An 18,386-nucleotide genomic window follows, 5' to 3' on the forward strand; every position below is an offset into this window, starting at 1 on the left:
GAAAACATATCTTTTAAAAATAAAACAATTCTTCAAATTTTTTATCTAAAGTAACACACAAAATCAAGGCAAGTTTTGCAGTTGGATTAAATTGTCCCGTTTCAATAGAACTAATAGTATTTCTTGAAACTCCTATTAAATCAGCAAGTTTTTGCTGAGACATACCTTTTTCAGCCCTAACATTTTTTAAATTATTTTTTAATTTTAACTCTTCATCCATAAAAACCTCTTATTTTTATTAAATATAACATAACCAAGCAGATAATATAACTAAAAAAATAAAAAATAGAATTAAAATCAGGTCTTTGATTTTTTTATAATAATAGTATCTTATTAAAAGTTGTGAAGTAACTCCAATAAATAACAAAAATGAGAATAAATATGGATTTACAAATGAATTACCATAACAATTTGGTTCAATTGACGAAAATATAAATAAAATAATCAGTACAACTTTTAAAAACAAGTATCCATTTTCTTTCTCTCTACGATCAACATCTATTTTCATTTCATCAGCAATACAATTCTATTTTTTACTTTTTTTAGTATTTCTTCTTTATTCATATTTCCCTCCTATAAAATATTAACTTTCTTAAGCTCACTAACGATATATAATATTAGATAACTTAAAGATATTAATAAATAAACTCCAGAGAAATATAAATACATTTTCTTGGAATAGTACTTATACAAACTAAAATTTAAAACTACATGAATTGATAATAATATAGCAAATAACTCAAAATATCCCTTACAAATATATAAATTAAAGAATACTAACATTATACACAAACAAGAAACAATTATAGATTGAGTACGTAAATATTTATTTACAATACTATCAAAATATTCATTATTTTTCGAATTTCTGCTCTTTTTAAGTATTTCTTCTTTATTCATAGTTACCACTCCTTTTGCAAAGTTTTATTGTCAAGTAAATTATAGCATTGACAAGTATACTTGTCAATGCTATCAAAAAAAATGCACTCTATCGAGTGTCAGAGCATAGACAAACTATAACTTTTGTCTGTGCTTTTTTTATGTATTTTTGTTTTTATTAAATTATTTGACTATAGTCTAATTATTATACTACTTATTTTCTTTTTCTCCGTTAAAAAAGTGTCAACAATTGCTCATTGACACTTTGTCATCAGTCTGGCACTCTATCGAGTGTATTTTAATTAAAATATTTCACAATCAATATTGAAGAAAAAAATCTCTCCAAATTTTTTATTTAATGCTGTAGATAAGGTAAGAGCAAGTTTTATGTCCGGAATAAAACTTCCATTTTCTATTGAAACAACTGTTTCAGTTGAAACTCCAATTAAATTGGCCAATTCTCTTTGAGAAAGTTCCTTTTCAACTCTAAACTTTTCAACATTATTTTTCTCTGATAATTTTTTATTCATAAGCTCACCTCTTTATTATAAACAATATTCCAAATAAATAATCTAATTACAACCTAATTTTATCATTAAAAGTTTTAAAAGTCAATTTATTTAAATATCTTTATATTTATAAGCTAGAAACAAGAAGGAAAGTCCACTTAATGACAATGCAAAACCTAAGCCAGAATAAAAAAATTCAAAGAAAAAATTTGGTAAAAGTCCGCTAAATCTTAATATCATTCCAAAAGTCATCATAAAAAACATCAAAATATAACTTGATTTATCTAAAAACTCCCAAATTTTCATTAGCCCTCTTTTATCATTTAAAATCCTATTTTTGTGTTTATGTACATATTTAGAAAATATCATTATGTAAAATAGTAAAAATATAGTGATTGCTCCTAATAAACCAAATAAAAATATTTTATCATCATTAATTAGAAATGGTATCCAACATTCATAACCATTATTCCGGCAAATAGCCATAACAATCCAGCAATTATAAATAAATTTCTTTTTTTAGTATTCATTACTTCTCCTAACAATATTAACTGCTATTATTAAAATAAAAAAGGGAGATTTCTCTCCCGTTAATTACAAATTATTCTGCACTATATGGTAATAACGCAACTTGTCTAGCTTTTTTAATAGCTGCTGTAATTTCTCTTTGTTGTTTAGCAGTAGCACCAGTCACTCTTCTTGGTAAAATTTTACCTCTTTCACTAATAAATTTTTTTAGAGTGTTTACATCCTTATAATCAAGTGGTTTACTGTTATCTGAGAAATATGCAACAACTTTTTTTCTTGGTCTAAATTTTCTTTGCATATTTTTATCTCCTTTAATAATTAAAATGGAATTTCTTCATCTGATGCATCTTGAAAAGGTAAATCAAATCCATCATCCATTCCAGTATCAAATGAACCAAATCCTTGTGTTGCAGCAGGTTTTTGAGCTCTATCTCCCCAGTCAATAAACTGAACTCTTTCAGCCCAAACCTCTGTGACAAATCTTCTAGTCCCATCTTGAGCAGTGTAGCTTCCAGATTGAAGTCTTCCTTGAATTGCTACATTTCTACCTTTTTGCAAATATTTTTGACAATTTTCAGCTTGTTTACCCCAAACAACTATATTTATAAAATCAGCTGTTTGTTGACCTTTAGCTTCCAATTCTTGTTTCTTTTCTTTAGACATTCCCTTATCTACTGCAATGGTAAATCTGGCATAACTACTACCAGATGCTTGAGTATATCTTAATTCTGGATCCTTAATTAATCTTCCTATTAAAATTACACTATTCATAAAGTTCCTCCACTAAGCTTCTTGCTTAACAACCATGTATCTAATGATAGCATCAGATATTCTTGATCTTCTTTCTACTTCTGCAACTACTTCAACAGCTGCTTCAAAATTAACTATAATATAATATCCTTCTTTAATGTAGTTAATTTCATAAGCAAGTTTTCTATTTCCCCATTCGTTAATTTCAGTAATATTACCATTGGCTTCAATAGCTGCTTTAATCTTATCAAAAGCTTGATTTCTTACTTCATCTTCTAAATTTGGTTTAAAAATAAAAACTCCTTCATATTTTCTCATTAAATTCACCTCCTTATGGTCTCTGGCTCTTTTTATCGAGCAAGGATTTACCGGTACATTATATCATAAAAAAATATATATGTAAAGTTTTTTACATAATTTTATATTCTTCCAATATCTTTTCTATATTGTTTTGTTTCAAATGATATTTTTTCAATATTTCTATAAACTTTTTCTCTTATTTCATCATAACTAATACCAAGTGCTGTAACCGATAAAACTCTACCTCCATCAGTCAATAATTTACTTCCATTAACCTTAGTATTATTATGATAAACATAAATATCTTTGTCAACAGAATCTATTCCAAATATTTCTTTTCCCTTTTCATAATTTTTAGGATAACCTCTGGAAGTTAAAATAACTGTTAAACATTTTTCCTTTTTCCATTTTAAATCTTCTCTTTTTAAACTGCCATCTAGAGATTTTTCTATAGCTAAGAGTAAATCACTTTCCATTCTAGGTAAAATAACCTCTGTTTCTGGATCTCCAAATCTTACATTAAATTCTAAAACTTTAGCATCTTCAGAAATCATAAATCCAATAAAGAGTATCCCTGAGTATTCTAAATTTTCTTTTTTCAACCCATTTGAAATTTTTTCTAAAGTTTTTTCGATTTTTAATTTTAGTTCTTCATCAAACAATTCACTTGGCGAATAACAACCTACTCCACCTGTATTTTCACCTTCATCATTTTCAAAAATTCTCTTATAGTCCCTTGCACTTTCCATAGGAATTAAGTTTCCTTTAGATACAAAACAAAGTAAAGAAGCTTCCTTCCCTTTTAAAAATTCTTCAATAACAACTGTTGTCCCTTCTTTTCCAAAAATTTTGTCCTCAAAAAGTTCTTTGAAATACTCTAAAACTTCTTCTTTAGTATTGCAAATTCTAACACCTTTCCCCGCACAAAGTCCATCAGCCTTTATAACAATTGGATATAAAAATTTTTCAATAGCTTTTTTACCTTCTTCAATTGATTTAATAGTTTTGTATTTTGCAGTTGGAACATCATATTTTTTCATAAATTCTTTTGCAAAGTCTTTACTGCCTTCAAGTCTTGCACTTTTTTTATCCGCACCAAAAATTTTTATACTACTCCCTTTAAACAAATCAACAATCCCTTCACAAAGTGGAGCTTCAGGTCCTACAACTACTAAATCAATATTATGATTTTTTGAAAACTCTAAGATTTCTTTGTTAGTATTTAATTCAACATTTTTAGCATATCTAAGAGTACCTGCATTTCCCTTTGAACAAAAGAGTTCAGTACATTTATTACTTTCAGATATTTTTTTGCAAATAGCGTCTTCTCTCCCACCATTACCAATAACCAAAACTTTCATAAATTCCTCCTAATGTCTAAAATGCCTTGTAGATGTAAATACCATTGCTATACCATATTCATCACATAATTTTATTACATTCTCGTCCTTTATAGATCCTCCTGGTTGAATTACTGCTTTAATTCCATTTTCTTTTAATAATTCAACGGTATCTTCAAAGAAAAATGCGTCTGATGCCAAAACAGCATCTTTAATATTTTCTTTAGCTCTTTCTAAACCTTTTTCAACAGCCCAAGAACGTCTAACTTCCCCTTGACCTATCCCAATAGTAGCATTATCTTTTACGATTACAATTCCATTTGAAGCAACTGTTTTACAAGCATTAAACCCAAAAATTAAATTTTTCAATTCCTCTTCAGTTGGCTTTCTCTTTGTAACGAATTTTAAATTTTCTTTAAGTAAAATATCATCATATTCTTGAACAACAATACCGTTTAAAACCTCTTTAACTGTAGTTTTCGGAAGTTTAAAATCTGAAATATTTCCAACTTCAATTAATCTAATATTTTTCTTTTGAGTTAGAATCTCAAGGGCTTCTTTAGAAAATTTATTTGCAATTACAATTTCTACAAAAAAACTATTTATCTTTTCAGCAATATATTTTGTTACTTCTCTATTTAAAGCGATAATTCCTCCAAAAATCGAAATTGAATCACAAGTATAAGCCTTATCATAAGCATCATCAATATTTTCTGAAATTGCAAGTCCACAAGGATTATTATGTTTAACCGCGACTACACATGGGTCATCAAATTCTTTTACAATTTTAATAGCTGAGTACATATCCGTTAAATTATTATACGACAATTCTTTTCCATGTAATTGTTTAAATTCTGTTTTTTCATCATCTTTAACATATACTTTTTCATAAAAACAAGCATTTTGATGAGGATTTTCTCCATATCTTAAATCATTAAATTTTTTATAAGTCATTGTGAGTTTTTCCGGAAAATCAATATTTAATAAATCATTGAAATAAGATGAAATCAAGGCATCATAATATGCAGTATAATTAAAAGCCTTACTTGATAAATATAATCTAAATTCTTTATCCAATTTATCTTCCTTTAATCTTTCAATAATTTCAGAATAATCATTAGGATCAACAACAATAGATACATCATTATAGTTTTTAGCAGCCGCTCTAATCATTGAAGGTCCACCGATATCAATATTTTCAATTAAATCTTCATGTGTTTTATTTTTACTATTTAAAACTTTTTCAAAAGGATATAAATTGTTTACAACCATATCTATTGAAGAAATACCAAGTCTATCAACTGTTTCAATATGACTTTGGTCATTACGTTTATATAAAATTCCACCATGTATAAAAGGATGTAAAGTCTTGACACGACCATTTAGAATTTCCTTAAAATTGGTTACTTCATCAACTTCAATAACATCAAGTCCACTTTCCTTTAAAATTTTATAAGTTCCTCCGGTTGAAATAATTTCCCATCCTAATTTTACAAGTTCACTTGCAAACTCAACAATATTTTCTTTTTCAAAAACACTAATTAATGCTCTTTTTGACATCTTATTCCTCCACTATGAATGCTCTATTATCTTTAAAAACAATCTTATTATCACAAAATGCCTTTACTGTTTTTACCAATATTTTATGTTCTATTTCTAAAACTCTTTTAGCAACAGTTTCAAAGTCATCATTTACAAAAATCGGAACGATATCTTGCAAAATTATTGCTCCGGCATCTACATTTTCATCAACAAAATGTGTAGTAGCTCCGGTAAATTTGACACCTGATTTTATAACTGCTTTATGAACATTTTCTCCATAAAATCCATCTCCACAGAAAGAAGGAATTAAAGATGGATGAATATTAATAATTCTATTTGGATACTTTGAAACCAACTTTGAAGATAAAATATTCAAATATCCTGCAAGTACAATCAAATCAATATTTTTTCTATTCAGTTCTTCAAGTATTCCCTCGTCATATTCTTCATTGCTAAAAAAATTCTTTCTATTCAAATAAAATGTATCAATCTTTTCATTTTGTGCTCTTACTAGTCCATAAGCGTTTTTTCTGTTTGAAAAAACCAATTTAATTTGTCCATTAATTTTTTTCTCTTTTATTGCATCAATTATGGATTGTAAATTTGTTCCTCCACCAGAAATAAATACAGCTATATTTAACATAATTTACCGTCCCTCAAATTAATTATTTATTTTTCTTTCTAAAATGCTTCTTTGAATATCTGTTAAAGAATTTTTAAAATCTTCCTCATAATCATATAACCCTGCAGGATAATCTCCACTAAAACAGTCCATACATAAGCCGTTATATGGTTCATCAAACTTAAGACCTATAGAATCCACAAGTCCTTGTTCACTTAAATATCCTAATGAGTCAGCTCCAATTACATCCCTTATTTCTTCCAACGTCTTATTAGCAGCAATAAGTTCTCCAGAAGTAGAAATATCTATTCCATAAAAACTAGGAAAAGCAAGAGGTGGCGACGCAATTCTTACATGAACTTCTAAAGCTCCTGCATCTTTTAAAAGTTTTACAATTCTTTTACAAGTTGTCCCTCTAACTATAGAATCGTCAACCATAACAACTCTTTTCCCTTTAACAACTCCTTTTACTGCTGACAATTTCATTCTGACCCCTTGTTCTCTAAGCTCCTGAGCTGGTTGAATAAAGGTTCTAGCAATATATTGGTTTTTAATTAATCCCATTTCATATGGTAAACCACTTTCTTCAGCATAACCACTAGCTGCAGAAAGTGAAGAATTAGGAACTCCAACCACAATATCTGCATCAGTTGGGCATTCTATTGCAAGAGTTCTACCTGCATTTTTTCTTGCTGTATGAACATTCACACCAGCTATATTGGAATCAGGTCTAGCAAAATAAACATACTCCATTGCAGCAATAGAAATCCTATCAGGAGTAGTATAATTTTCAATTTTAAGACCATTTTTATCAATAATAGCCAATTGCCCAGCTTTTACATTGCAAACAAATTCAGCTCCTATATTGTCTATTGCACAAGTTTCACTTGCCATGACATAAGTTCCATTTTCTGTTTTACCAATAACAAGAGGTCTTAAAGAATTAGGGTCAACTGCACCATATAAAGTATCTTTTAATAAAACTAAATAAGTAAATCCTCCTTTAATTATATTTAAGCTTTCTTTTAACTTTTCTTTAAAAGTTTCTTTTGTACTCCTTCTGATTAAGTGAATTAATACTTCAGTATCTGATGAAGAATGAAAAATAGCTCCGTTCTTTTCCAATTTTACTCTTAAACTTTTAGCGTTTACTAAATTTCCATTATGACAAATAGCAACACTCATATCATAAAAATCAAATAAAAATGGTTGAATATTTCTTACACTATTGTCTCCTACTGTTGCATATCTTACATGTCCTATTGCAGAATTTCCAATTAAACCATATAGAAGATTTTTATCTTTAAAAACTTCAGAAACTAATCCTAAATTTCTATAACTATATAAATTTTCTCCATCAGAACTAATAATTCCTGCTCCTTCTTGCCCTCTGTGTTGTAAACTATGAAGTCCAAAATATGTTAACTTTGAAGCATCCTTATGATTCCAAACACCAAAAACTCCACATTCTTCATTAATTCTACGCATCTGTCATTCTCCTTAAAACTTTTTAATAATAATCAATTATTTCCTCACTGTTTTTACATTGAAATTATTTTTCTATACTCAAATATAAAAGTTTAATATCATTTATTTCCCTTGAAATAATTTACACCATTTTCAAAAATACTTTGAATTCCATTTATAGTTTTATTTTTATATAAACCTGTTCCATAACGCTCACTATGTCCCATTTTCCCCAAAACTAAACCATCTTTACTTATCATGCCTTCAATGGCATATAAAGAACCATTAGGATTAAATTTTCCATTGCAACTCGCGTTGCCACCAAAATCACAATATTGAAAAGCACATAAATCCTTAAATTTCTCAATATTCCTTCCAACAAGTTTCCCTTCACCATGACTGAACATAACTTCATGCAATTGTCCAATTTCAAAATTTTGAGTCCAGGGAGAATTTACATTTGCAACTCGAGTTATGGCACTTGTTGAAATATGATGATAACTATCATTTCTATACAATGTCAAATCATCTTCAGTTAAAGACTTTATTCTTCCATAAGGGATAAGTCCTGATTTAATTAACGCTTGAAATCCGTTACAAATACCTAAAATTAGTTTTTTGTCATCTAAATGTTTATGAATTGTATTTTTCACTTTTTCATTTTTCAAAACATTTACTATGAACTTTGCACTTCCATCAGGTTCATCTCCACTTGAAAATCCTCCTGGTATCATTATAATATGAGAATCTTTTATTCCATTTACAAAATCTTCAATTGATTTTTCAATGTCATCTTCTTTTTTATTTCTAAATATAACAATTTTTGTCGAAGCGCCCGCATCTATAAATGCTTTTTCTACGTCATATTCACAGTTAGTTCCTGGAAATACAGGAATTAAGACATTTACTTTTTCAACATATTCTTTATAATATCTTTTTTCAGTTTTGTCATTAGACAAATTTTCACAATTTGCACGATCTAAATTTTGATATAAAGGATAAATTTTATCTAATGTCTTCGTATAAGCATTATAAATTTCATCATATTCAAATTTAATTCCATTTATGGAAATTTTTTCACTGACCATTCCAATTTTTTCAAAAGGTAATTCATAATTAGATTCTACAATAATTGATGCAGGATCAAAATTTAAGATATTTTCCTTATTAACTGTGAAACCTAAACCATTTCCTACTGCCATTTTCACAAGAGAACTTACTACACTACCTTCTTCTTGAACATATGCAGATAAAATTTTCCCAGCTTTTATAAATTCATTTATCAGTTCATAATTTTTCAATGTTTCTTTAATTTCAGGATATTCTTTTGAATTTTTTACAACAGGAACATAATATAGATAGTCGCCAATTGTTTTTAATTCCGGAGAAATTACATTCTTAATTTTAACAGGAGTACATGCAAAAGATATCAAAGTTTCAACGACATTTAAGTCATTAAATGTTCCGGACATACTGTCTTTTCCACCGATACTTGGACATCCTATCTCATTTTGAGCATAGATAGTCCCAAGTAAACTTTGAGTAACTTTTCCCCATTTTTTACTATCTTTCCCAAGTTTTTCAAAATATTCTTGGAATGAAAAATATAAATTACTTTTATCTCCTCCAACAGCATAAACTTTAGCAACTGATTCTAAAACTGCATAAATAGCTGATAAGAACGGAGAGTAACGAGATATCTTTGGAATAAATCCGTAACTCAAAATTGTAGCTGTATCACTTGTTGAATGAATTGTAGGTAGTACCTGAATTCCCGCTTGAACAGGTGTTAATTGATTTTTACCTGAAAAAGGCATTAATACAGTTGTCGCACCAATTGATGCGTCAAACCTTTGAGCTATTCCTTTTTGACAAGTTACATTCAAAGAAGATAATTCATTTAATATATTTTCTTTAGAAATAACCTTATTTTCAAAAGGATTATCTCCACTATTGTCGCATAATACTGCTTTTGAATGTTGTCTTACTCCACTTGTTGCCAAAAAGTCTGCACTTAAATCTATAACCTTATCACCATAATAATACATTTCAAGTCTTCTTCTATCAGTTATAGTTGCTACTTTAGAATATTCTATATTTTCTTTTTCACATTCTTTTATGAAAATTTCATAATCACTTGGCGAAATTACGACTGCCATACGTTCTTGTGACTCACTAGTTGCAATTTCTGTCGGATTTAACCCTTCATATTTCAATAAAACTTTATCCAAATGAATTTCAATTCCTTCAGATAATTCTCCAATCGCAACACAAACTCCACCCGCACCAAAATCATTACATTTCTTAATCAATTTTGTCACTTCAGGTTTTCTAAATAATCTTTGAATCTTTCTCTCTTCAATTGCATTTCCTTTTTGCACTTGACTTGATGCTGTTTCAAGAGAATCATTTGTATGAATTAAACTTGAACCGCTTGCACCTTGAATACCGTCTCTACCTGTTCTTCCTCCAATAAGGATTACAATATCATCTTTAACGGGAGTTTCTCTTTTAAAGTCTCCATATCTAACCGCTCCAACAACTGCTCCAACTTCCATATGTTTAGCGACATAAGAATCATCATAAATCTCCTTTACAAAAGTTGTTGCCAATCCAATTTGATTTCCATAAGATGAATAACCGCTTGTAGCTTTTGTAGAAATATCAACTTGAGGTAATTTATGCTCCAAAGTTTCTTCTCTGCTTTGTAAGATATTTCCACAACCCGTTACTCTCATTGCTTGATAAACATAGCTTCTTCCTGACAACGGATCTCTAATAGCTCCTCCAACACAAGTACTTGCTCCACCAAAAGGTTCAATCTCTGTGGGATGATTATGTGTTTCGTTTTTAAATTGAATTAACCATTTTTCTGTTTTTCCGTTATTTTCAATATCAGTAAAGAATGAACAAGCATTAATTTCTTCACTAACTTCTATATTTTGATTATTTAATACTTTTTTATGATACTTACCGAATATACTTGCCATATCCATTAGAGTTATAGGCTTTGTAATATTTAATTCTTTTCTAATGTTTAAATAAGTATCAAAAGCACTTTGCATTTCTTTTTGGAAAAGATTAGATTCAATTTTAATATCGTCTAAAACAGTCTCAAAAGTTGTATGTCTGCAATGATCACTCCAATAACAGTCTAAAACATAAATTTCAGTTTCAGTAGGAGTTCTTTCTTCTTTTTTAAAATAATCTTGAATGAAAACCAAATCCTCAATATTCATTGCTAAAGACATTTCTTTTTTTAAGGCAACTAATTCATCTTCTGAAAAAGAAGAAAAGCCTGTTAAGTCTTTCATTTTTTTCATTTCTGAACTCATTGAAAAACTTAAAACATTCATATCTTTAACTCTTGATTCAATAGGATTAACCAAATATTTTTTTACTTTTTCCAATTCATCTTCATTTAAAACTCTATCAAAAATTATAAGTTTTCCGCTTCTTACAGTAATTTTTGAATTATTGTCTAAAAGAGATACACATTGAACAGCACTATCAGCTCTTTGATCATATTGAGCAGGTAATGTTTCATAAGCAAAATATTTTCCATCTTGAAGTAATATATCTTCAACTACTTCATCAATCATTATTTCTGAAAAAACTGAATTTTTAGCTAATTCATAAGTTCTTTCACTGACATTGTAAATATCGTATATAATATAAATCTCTAAATCTTTTATTCCTAAATTATATTCTATATTTAAATTATCTTTAAGATCCAAAGATTCCTTATTACATCCATCCCTCTTCTTAATAAAAATTCTCTTATCCATAATTCCTCCAAAATTTACTAACATAAAATAACTTTAGAATTTCCTTCTACAACTTCTCCAACTTCGTAAATTTCCTCATTCATTTCTTTAAATAAACATTTTATTCCTTCTACATCTTCTTTTTCTACAAAAATTAACATTCCTATTCCCATATTAAAGGTTCCATACATTTCTTCTTTTGAAATTTCTCCCCATTTTTGAAGAAGTGAAAATATTTCCTTTTGAGGAATATTTTTTTCAAAAATTTTAGCATCAACATCATATCCTAAAACTCTTGGTACATTTTCATAAAGTCCACCACCAGTTATATGACAAAGCCCATTAACATTATATTTTTCTAACAATTTAACTATTGCTTTTGCATAAATTTTAGTTGGAGTCAAAAGTTCATCTCCTAGCTTTTTACCAGTTTCAATAGTATCATTTAATGAAAAATTTTTATAATCAAATATTATTTTTCTTACCAAAGAAAATCCATTACTATGAACCCCAGAAGATGGTAGTGCTAAAATAACATTGCCTTTTTTTACATTTTTCTTACCATCAATTATTTTATTTTTTTCAACAACTCCTACACAAAAACCAGCAATATCATAATCTTCCTCTTTGTATATTCCAGGCATCTCAGCAGTTTCTCCACCAATTAAAGCACTTCCTGCTTGAATACATCCTTCAGCAACACCCTCAACAATACTTGCCATTTTTTCTGCAACAAGTTTTCCAGTAGCAATATAATCCAAGAAAAATAGAGGTTTAGCTCCTTGACATAAGATATCATTAACACACATCGCAACACAATCTATTCCAACTGTATTGTGTACATCCATCATTTGAGCTAATTTTACTTTTGTTCCAACTCCATCAGTTCCAGAAACTAAAACGGGATTTTTTAAATCTTTTCTAAGTTCAAAAAGTCCTGAAAAACCACCCAAATCTGAAAGAACTCCTTCTGTGTAAGTATTTTTTATAAATTTTTTAATCAAATTTACTTCATTATACCCTTCGTGTTTATTTACTCCTGCTGATTCATATGTTAATGCCATTAGAATATCCTCCATTTATATATCTAAATCATTGTCCATTTTTTTTACTTGTTCTTTTATCTCAAGCTTATATTCCTTAAGTTTAACTTTTAATTCATCATATTTCAATGAAAGAATTTGTGCGGCTAAAATACCTGCATTTTCTGCTCCATCTATTGCTACTGTCGCTACAGGCACTCCCTTAGGCATTTGAACAGTAGAAAGTAGAGCATCTAATCCATCAAGTGTTGAAGCTTTAACAGGTACTCCAATAACAGGTACAGTTGATATCCCAGCTAAAACACCAGCTAAATGTGCAGCCTTACCCGCAAATGCAATAATTAGTTCAATATTATTTTCTTCCATTTTATTAACAAAATCTATTGCAAAATCCAAAGAACGATGAGCGGAGATAACTCTTGCATCGTATTCTATTCCAAATTTTTTTAAAATATCACAAGTTTTTTTAGCAATATCTTTATCAGAAATACTACCCATAATAACAGCTACTTTCATAATTACCTCCAATAATTTTATTAATATACAAAAAGCCGGAAATATTCTTCCGGCTATACTTATTTAACCAAAAAAGAATATAAATCAGTTGGTGCAATAATTTTGTCTCCATTATAGACCCTCATATTTCCACCAGATATTTCATCAATCAGTACAACTTCTCCATTAACTTTACCAAATTCCAATTTAATATCGTATAAAGTAAGTCCTTTCTCTTTTAAAATATCTCTAATAATAGTACAAATTTCTTTAGTAAGTGCTACTAAATCTTCATATTCCTTTTCAGTTAATATATTTAACATAACAAGTGCATCCTTAGTAATTAAAGGATCACACCTTTCATCATCTTTTAGTGTAATTTCGACATAAGTATCCAAATCATCATTAGGTTTAGCGTATAAACCATATCTTCTTATAAAACTACCTACAGCTTTAAATCTACAAATCACTTCCAACCCTTTACCAAAAACTTCACAAGGCTTTACAGTCATTGTATTCTCGTTTAAATCACAATCTATATAATGAGTTCTAATTCCCTTTTCCTTTAAAATTTCAAAGAAAAATTTAGTAATCTTTAAACCTTCATGCCCTACACCCTCTATTGATAAGCCAACAGAATTAGCTCCAGGATCAAAAACCCCGTTTTCACCTGTAACATCATCCTTAAACTTCAACATATAATTTCCATCTTCGCTCTTGTAAATATCTTTTGTCTTTCCAGTGTAAATTTTTTCCATAAAATACCTCCTAAAATTAAACATAAGAAATAAATAAGCCCAGCAAAGTAGGCTTCAAGCGAAACCTACCTCCTGGGCTTTTCTCCCTTAGGTGTAATACTTAAAAAGTATTCGTATCGCTCGGACCAGCAAATAAATTCGGAACCCTAGATACTCTTTCTCTCATAGATTTTATTTCATTTAAGTTATCATAATTAACTTACAACTAAATGATAGCAAGAAAAATATATTTTGTCAATATGATTTTTAAAAAAATTTTTTCAAAAACTGTTCTACATAATTTATTATTTACAATACTTTAAATAAAATATACTTTCTTGAAATTCAGATAAAATTAGTTTAAATCCACATTCTTTTGCATAATTTTTTATCATATCAATTGTTTGGATGTCATTCCTTACTATTCCATAAGTTGTATGAACTTCGTTATTTTCAAAACAAATATCTAGTTCAACTAAAAATGATTTGGGATAAATGTTTTCTATCTCTGCATCCCATATACATAAAATACCACCTTTTTTTAATACACGAAACGCTTCAAATATAGCTTTTTTCTTAGTATCTTCATTCATATACATCATTGAATAAAAAAATATTACAATATCAAATGAATTTTCTTTAAACTTTAAATCTGTAACATCCATCAAGACTTTCTTGCAAAAATCAGGAACCTCATCAAGTTCATCTTGTCTATTATCTATTGAAATAACATGATTGGTATATAAACATCCTATTATTCCTTCCCTTCCACCACCAATATCTAAAATATTACCACTTAATTCTTTTTTCAAATTAATTTTCATAGTATCCTCTAATGAAATTATACCATAAATAAAATTTTAATACATTATTTACTTTATAATTATCTTTATTTATGGTATTATTATTTATATATTTTTTAGAAAGGAGATAATATGTTTAAACTCTTAAGGAAGAAAAGTTTTCAAAATTTATTAATTTTTGATTTATTATATCAGTTAGCTTTTATAATAATTTTATTGCCATTTGCAAAAGAATTTTTTTCATTTATTTTAAGATTAACTAAATTTGGTTTTTTATATATAGAGAGTCCTGGGATTTTTGCAAAATCACCTACAAAAATATGGTCCATTATAGTAATTATTTTTTCGTTTTCTATTGTTAAATTATTAGAAGTTAGTAGTTTTATATTTACTGCAAATCAAATTAGACTCGACAAAGAAGTTTCAGTTTTAGAGATTTTTAATAATTCTTATAAGTTGATAAAATCTAAAATTAAAAAATTTCAAAACTATTTAATTCTGATATTAGTAGCTGTAAATATTCCAGTACCTACGTCAATTCACAACGGAATTAAAATACCTACTTTTATTACAGATCATATTTTCAACTCAAAAAATGGTGCTTTAATTTTTCTTCTTATAATTATTATAGCAATAATATTTTCAATATTTTTACTTTTTGTTTATCACATATTTTTTTTAGAAAATAAAAATTTTATAGAAAGTATAAAAATTAGTTTTAAAAGAATCAAAAAAAACATTTTTAAAAGTATTAAAGTACTAATTGTAATAGGAATAAAAAATTTACTTATACAAATTATAAAATTTGTATGTTTAATTTCTATAATACTAATATTTTATATGCAAACAAGTAATAAAACATTGAGTAATATTGGAATAATGGCTTATTTAAGTATTGCAACATTTTTAAAAATTTTTACAAATGTATTAGCTAATACTATTACTTTTTATGACTTATCAAAATTTTACTTTAAAACTTCAAACAATATAGAATTTAGTAGAATAGTTTATCCTACTAATAAAATCAGATTAAAAATGTCTCTTGTAATGATATTTTTAATTTTTGCCGGAATTTTTAGTAAATATAGAAACTCTAAAGAAGAAATTAAATTTTATCACACTTTTAGAAGTCTAAAACCGGATATTATGGCTCATAGAGGAAGCACGAAGAAATCAGCAGAAAACACATTAGAATCTATAAATGAAGCGATAGAAAATGGAGCTGAATTTGCTGAAATTGATGTAGTATTGACTAAGGATAATGTTGTTGTCTTGTCTCATGATCATAATTTAAAAAGGCTAACAGGAAAAAAAGTGAATATTGAAGATTTAAATTTTGAAGAATTAAAAAATTACAAAATTATCGATTCAAAAAATTCAAATGAATATGATTTTGTAGACTTAAAAACTGTTATTGAAAAAACAGCCGGAAAAATCAAACTAAATATAGAATTAAAACCATTTAAGAATAATGACAAAAAATTAGCTGAAGAAGTTGCTAAAATAGTTAAAGAGTTGCCTTATGATGTAATTGTTTCTTCGTTATCTCCTAAAGTACTAAAAGACTTTAAAGACATTGAACCTAATATATCAACAGGTCTAATATTAGCATTTAGTTATGGTAATTTTTATAATGTTAAATTTGTTGATTTTTTTTGCATAGAAAAAGACATAGTAACAAATGAAATGATAAGAAAAATTCAAAAAAATGGAAAAAGAGTATATATTTGGACTACAAATACTCATGACGATATTGTTAAGGCATACTCTAGTGGAGCAGATGGAATAATAACTGATGAAGTAACTCTTTCAAAAAAAATTCTAGAATTAGAAAAAAATAATTTTAATTTTGAACAATTAATAATTAATAAAATAATATCTTTAATTCCATAAAAAAAACGTCAGTATATCAAACCTACGTTCAGACTGATGACAAAAGTGTCATTGAGCAATTGTTGACACTTTTTTAACGGAGAAAAAGAGAATAAGTAGTGTAATAATTAGACTATAGTCAAATAATTTAATAAAAACAAAAATGTACAAAAAAAGCACAGACAAAAATTATACTTTGTCCGTGCTCTGAACGTCAGTATATCAAACTGACGTTTTCTTTATATTATTCTAAATACTTAAAAAGAATTATTTTAAAGGAATTTTCTTAGTTAAGTCTTCAACTATTTTTAATGCCTTTACTTTACCTTCTTCTCCATTCTTTATTACTCCTGCAATTGCTTCAGCTATTAAGTCCATTTCTTCTTCTTTAAATCCTCTAGTAGTAATAGCAGGAGTTCCAAGTCTTATACCACTTGTAACAAATGGTGATCTAGGATCATTTGGAATTGTATTTTTATTACAAGTAATATGAACAGAATCTAATGCCTTTTCAAGTTCTTTACCACTCATATCATAATCTCTTAAGTCAACCAACATTAAGTGGTTATCTGTACCATTAGATACAAGCTTAATTCCTCTTTCCATTAGTCCTTTCGCCAATGCTTGTGCGTTCTTCAAAACTTGTTTTTGATATTCTTTAAATTCAGGTTCTAATGCTTGCTTGAAAGCGATAGCCTTTGCAGCTATTATGTGTAACAATGGTCCACCTTGTGATCCTGGAAATACTGCTCTATTAAAATTAAATTTTTCATTTGCAGCAGCACTTGCTAGAATAAGTCCACCTCTTGGACCTCTTAATGTCTTATGAGTTGTAGAAGTAACTACATCAGCATAAGGAATTGGTGATTCATGCAATCCTGTAGCAACAAGGCCCGCAATATGAGCCATATCAACCATTAAAACAGCTCCAACTTCATCACAAATTTCTCTAAATCTTTTAAAATCTATTTTTCTTGCATAAGCAGATGCACCTGCCAAAATTAATTTAGGCTTACATTCTCTTGCAATTCTTAGAACTTCATCATAATCTATAAATCCATTTTCATCCACTTCATAAGGAACCGGATTATATATACTACCTGAATAGTTGATAGGATTTCCGTGTGTTAAATGTCCTCCATGGTTTAAGTTCATTCCCATATAAGTATCTCCAGGTTTTAAGATAGCAAAAAATGCCGCAAAATTAGCTTGAGAACCTGAATGAGGTTGAACGTTTGCATATTCACAACCATAAAGCTCTTTAACTCTTTCAATTGCTAGTCTCTCTGCTTCATCTACAACTTCACAACCACCATAATATCTTTTTCCAGGATATCCTTCTGCATATTTATTAGTTAATATACTACCTGCCGCTTCTAAAATCGCATCATTTACCCAATTTTCAGAAGCAATTAATTCAATGTGACTATTTTGTCTTTCTAACTCTTTGTCTAAGATTTCAGCTATAGCTGAATCAACTTTTTTTATATTGTCGTTTGAAAACATTTCTAATACCCCCTAACAAAGATATATTATCATATTTTGTTTTTTTAGTCAACACGTTTCCTAAAAAAATCAAAATATAACTTACAAACATTGAATTTATAATATTTTTTAATAAAAAAAGGTTTTGTAAGTTTATAATATTTAATTTGTACATTTGTAAATGATGTGAGACCAAAAATTATAAAAAAATATAACCTGTATGTTAGAATTAAAGGAGAATTAATTC

The 18,386-nt window shown here is 27.9% G+C and carries 19 protein-coding genes; 1 reads left to right on the forward strand and 18 read right to left on the reverse strand.

Features of this window, described 5'->3' with window-relative positions:
- Nucleotides 1-13: 13 nt before the first annotated feature.
- The 17 genes from VJI93_RS02810 to VJI93_RS02890 all read right to left on the reverse strand — a co-directional run bounded on the left by VJI93_RS02810 (nucleotide 14) and on the right by VJI93_RS02890 (nucleotide 14,803).
- Nucleotides 14-220 carry a helix-turn-helix transcriptional regulator gene (locus VJI93_RS02810; protein WP_323999094.1) on the reverse strand — a complete coding sequence of 69 codons (207 nt, stop codon included), beginning with the start codon at nucleotides 218-220 and terminating at the stop codon, nucleotides 14-16.
- 18 nt (nucleotides 221-238) lie between these two features.
- The gene (locus tag VJI93_RS02815) at nucleotides 239-508 is read right to left on the reverse strand and encodes a hypothetical protein (protein ID WP_323999095.1); all 270 of its coding nucleotides are present in this window, start codon (nucleotides 506-508) and stop codon (nucleotides 239-241) included.
- 65 nt (nucleotides 509-573) lie between these two features.
- Nucleotides 574-900 (reverse strand): DUF6442 family protein, encoded by a 327-nt coding sequence (locus VJI93_RS02820; RefSeq protein ID WP_323999096.1) that lies wholly within the window; start codon nucleotides 898-900, stop codon nucleotides 574-576.
- A gap of 281 nt (nucleotides 901-1,181) precedes the next feature.
- Entirely contained in the window at nucleotides 1,182-1,409 is a 228-nt protein-coding gene (locus VJI93_RS02825) for a helix-turn-helix transcriptional regulator (protein WP_323999097.1), read from the reverse strand.
- A gap of 90 nt (nucleotides 1,410-1,499) precedes the next feature.
- On the reverse strand, nucleotides 1,500-1,694 hold the full coding sequence (locus tag VJI93_RS02830) for a hypothetical protein (protein WP_323999098.1): 195 nt from the start codon (nucleotides 1,692-1,694) through the stop codon (nucleotides 1,500-1,502).
- 295 nt (nucleotides 1,695-1,989) lie between these two features.
- Entirely contained in the window at nucleotides 1,990-2,214 is a 225-nt protein-coding gene (rpsR, locus tag VJI93_RS02835) for a 30S ribosomal protein S18 (RefSeq protein ID WP_004833472.1), read from the reverse strand.
- 20 nt (nucleotides 2,215-2,234) lie between these two features.
- On the reverse strand, nucleotides 2,235-2,687 hold the full coding sequence (locus tag VJI93_RS02840) for a single-stranded DNA-binding protein (RefSeq protein ID WP_004833474.1): 453 nt from the start codon (nucleotides 2,685-2,687) through the stop codon (nucleotides 2,235-2,237).
- A gap of 12 nt (nucleotides 2,688-2,699) precedes the next feature.
- Entirely contained in the window at nucleotides 2,700-2,984 is a 285-nt protein-coding gene (rpsF, locus tag VJI93_RS02845; RefSeq protein ID WP_323999099.1) for a 30S ribosomal protein S6, read from the reverse strand.
- Between the two features lie 101 nt (nucleotides 2,985-3,085).
- Nucleotides 3,086-4,327, reverse strand: a complete 1,242-nt coding sequence (gene purD / locus VJI93_RS02850) for a phosphoribosylamine--glycine ligase (RefSeq protein ID WP_323999100.1) — start codon at nucleotides 4,325-4,327, stop codon at nucleotides 3,086-3,088.
- A 9-nt stretch (nucleotides 4,328-4,336) separates the two neighbouring features.
- Nucleotides 4,337-5,866 (reverse strand): bifunctional phosphoribosylaminoimidazolecarboxamide formyltransferase/IMP cyclohydrolase, encoded by a 1,530-nt coding sequence (gene purH / locus VJI93_RS02855; RefSeq protein ID WP_323999101.1) that lies wholly within the window; start codon nucleotides 5,864-5,866, stop codon nucleotides 4,337-4,339.
- 1 nt (nucleotide 5,867) lies between these two features.
- Complete coding sequence (purN, locus tag VJI93_RS02860) at nucleotides 5,868-6,491, reverse strand: phosphoribosylglycinamide formyltransferase (RefSeq protein WP_323999102.1); 624 nt, start codon at nucleotides 6,489-6,491, stop codon at nucleotides 5,868-5,870.
- An 18-nt stretch (nucleotides 6,492-6,509) separates the two neighbouring features.
- Entirely contained in the window at nucleotides 6,510-7,958 is a 1,449-nt protein-coding gene (gene purF / locus VJI93_RS02865) for an amidophosphoribosyltransferase (RefSeq protein ID WP_323999103.1), read from the reverse strand.
- A 98-nt stretch (nucleotides 7,959-8,056) separates the two neighbouring features.
- Entirely contained in the window at nucleotides 8,057-11,725 is a 3,669-nt protein-coding gene (locus VJI93_RS02870; RefSeq protein ID WP_323999104.1) for a phosphoribosylformylglycinamidine synthase, read from the reverse strand.
- A gap of 17 nt (nucleotides 11,726-11,742) precedes the next feature.
- Complete coding sequence (gene purM, locus VJI93_RS02875; RefSeq protein ID WP_323999106.1) at nucleotides 11,743-12,768, reverse strand: phosphoribosylformylglycinamidine cyclo-ligase; 1,026 nt, start codon at nucleotides 12,766-12,768, stop codon at nucleotides 11,743-11,745.
- Nucleotides 12,769-12,783: 15 nt separating this feature from the next.
- The gene (gene purE, locus VJI93_RS02880) at nucleotides 12,784-13,263 is read right to left on the reverse strand and encodes a 5-(carboxyamino)imidazole ribonucleotide mutase (protein WP_323999107.1); all 480 of its coding nucleotides are present in this window, start codon (nucleotides 13,261-13,263) and stop codon (nucleotides 12,784-12,786) included.
- Between the two features lie 59 nt (nucleotides 13,264-13,322).
- On the reverse strand, nucleotides 13,323-14,000 hold the full coding sequence (locus VJI93_RS02885) for a phosphoribosylaminoimidazolesuccinocarboxamide synthase (protein WP_323999108.1): 678 nt from the start codon (nucleotides 13,998-14,000) through the stop codon (nucleotides 13,323-13,325).
- 284 nt (nucleotides 14,001-14,284) lie between these two features.
- Nucleotides 14,285-14,803, reverse strand: a complete 519-nt coding sequence (locus VJI93_RS02890) for a class I SAM-dependent methyltransferase (protein ID WP_323999109.1) — start codon at nucleotides 14,801-14,803, stop codon at nucleotides 14,285-14,287.
- Nucleotides 14,804-14,914: 111 nt separating this feature from the next.
- On the opposite strand from VJI93_RS02890, the gene VJI93_RS02895 reads away from it, so the two are divergent.
- Entirely contained in the window at nucleotides 14,915-16,675 is a 1,761-nt protein-coding gene (locus tag VJI93_RS02895) for a glycerophosphodiester phosphodiesterase family protein (protein ID WP_323999110.1), read from the forward strand.
- A gap of 246 nt (nucleotides 16,676-16,921) precedes the next feature.
- Here VJI93_RS02895 and glyA read toward each other — a convergent pair whose 3' ends face one another.
- The gene (gene glyA, locus VJI93_RS02900; RefSeq protein WP_323999112.1) at nucleotides 16,922-18,160 is read right to left on the reverse strand and encodes a serine hydroxymethyltransferase; all 1,239 of its coding nucleotides are present in this window, start codon (nucleotides 18,158-18,160) and stop codon (nucleotides 16,922-16,924) included.
- Between the last annotated feature and the right edge of the window lie 226 nt (nucleotides 18,161-18,386).

The organism is Parvimonas sp. M20 (assembly GCF_035282425.1).
GTDB lineage: Bacteria > Bacillota > Clostridia > Tissierellales > Peptoniphilaceae > Parvimonas.

Excerpts from the sequence above, each read along its gene's own strand:
- purN (WP_323999102.1), bottom strand. The coding sequence starts at position 6,491 with ATGTTAAATATAGCTGTATTTATTTCTGGTGGAGGAACAAATTTACAA.
- rpsR (WP_004833472.1), bottom strand. The coding sequence starts at position 2,214 with ATGCAAAGAAAATTTAGACCAAGAAAAAAAGTTGTTGCATATTTCTCA.
- VJI93_RS02820 (WP_323999096.1), bottom strand. The coding sequence starts at position 900 with ATGAATAAAGAAGAAATACTTAAAAAGAGCAGAAATTCGAAAAATAAT.
- purH (WP_323999101.1), bottom strand. The coding sequence starts at position 5,866 with ATGTCAAAAAGAGCATTAATTAGTGTTTTTGAAAAAGAAAATATTGTT.
- VJI93_RS02870 (WP_323999104.1), bottom strand. The coding sequence starts at position 11,725 with ATGGATAAGAGAATTTTTATTAAGAAGAGGGATGGATGTAATAAGGAA.
- VJI93_RS02825 (WP_323999097.1), bottom strand. The coding sequence starts at position 1,409 with ATGAATAAAAAATTATCAGAGAAAAATAATGTTGAAAAGTTTAGAGTT.
- purD (WP_323999100.1), bottom strand. The coding sequence starts at position 4,327 with ATGAAAGTTTTGGTTATTGGTAATGGTGGGAGAGAAGACGCTATTTGC.
- VJI93_RS02840 (WP_004833474.1), bottom strand. The coding sequence starts at position 2,687 with ATGAATAGTGTAATTTTAATAGGAAGATTAATTAAGGATCCAGAATTA.
- glyA (WP_323999112.1), bottom strand. The coding sequence starts at position 18,160 with ATGTTTTCAAACGACAATATAAAAAAAGTTGATTCAGCTATAGCTGAA.
- rpsF (WP_323999099.1), bottom strand. The coding sequence starts at position 2,984 with ATGAGAAAATATGAAGGAGTTTTTATTTTTAAACCAAATTTAGAAGAT.
- VJI93_RS02895 (WP_323999110.1), top strand. The coding sequence starts at position 14,915 with ATGTTTAAACTCTTAAGGAAGAAAAGTTTTCAAAATTTATTAATTTTT.
- VJI93_RS02810 (WP_323999094.1), bottom strand. The coding sequence starts at position 220 with ATGGATGAAGAGTTAAAATTAAAAAATAATTTAAAAAATGTTAGGGCT.
- VJI93_RS02890 (WP_323999109.1), bottom strand. The coding sequence starts at position 14,803 with ATGAAAATTAATTTGAAAAAAGAATTAAGTGGTAATATTTTAGATATT.
- VJI93_RS02885 (WP_323999108.1), bottom strand. The coding sequence starts at position 14,000 with ATGGAAAAAATTTACACTGGAAAGACAAAAGATATTTACAAGAGCGAA.
- VJI93_RS02815 (WP_323999095.1), bottom strand. The coding sequence starts at position 508 with ATGAAAATAGATGTTGATCGTAGAGAGAAAGAAAATGGATACTTGTTT.
- VJI93_RS02830 (WP_323999098.1), bottom strand. The coding sequence starts at position 1,694 with ATGAAAATTTGGGAGTTTTTAGATAAATCAAGTTATATTTTGATGTTT.
- purF (WP_323999103.1), bottom strand. The coding sequence starts at position 7,958 with ATGCGTAGAATTAATGAAGAATGTGGAGTTTTTGGTGTTTGGAATCAT.
- purE (WP_323999107.1), bottom strand. The coding sequence starts at position 13,263 with ATGAAAGTAGCTGTTATTATGGGTAGTATTTCTGATAAAGATATTGCT.
- purM (WP_323999106.1), bottom strand. The coding sequence starts at position 12,768 with ATGGCATTAACATATGAATCAGCAGGAGTAAATAAACACGAAGGGTAT.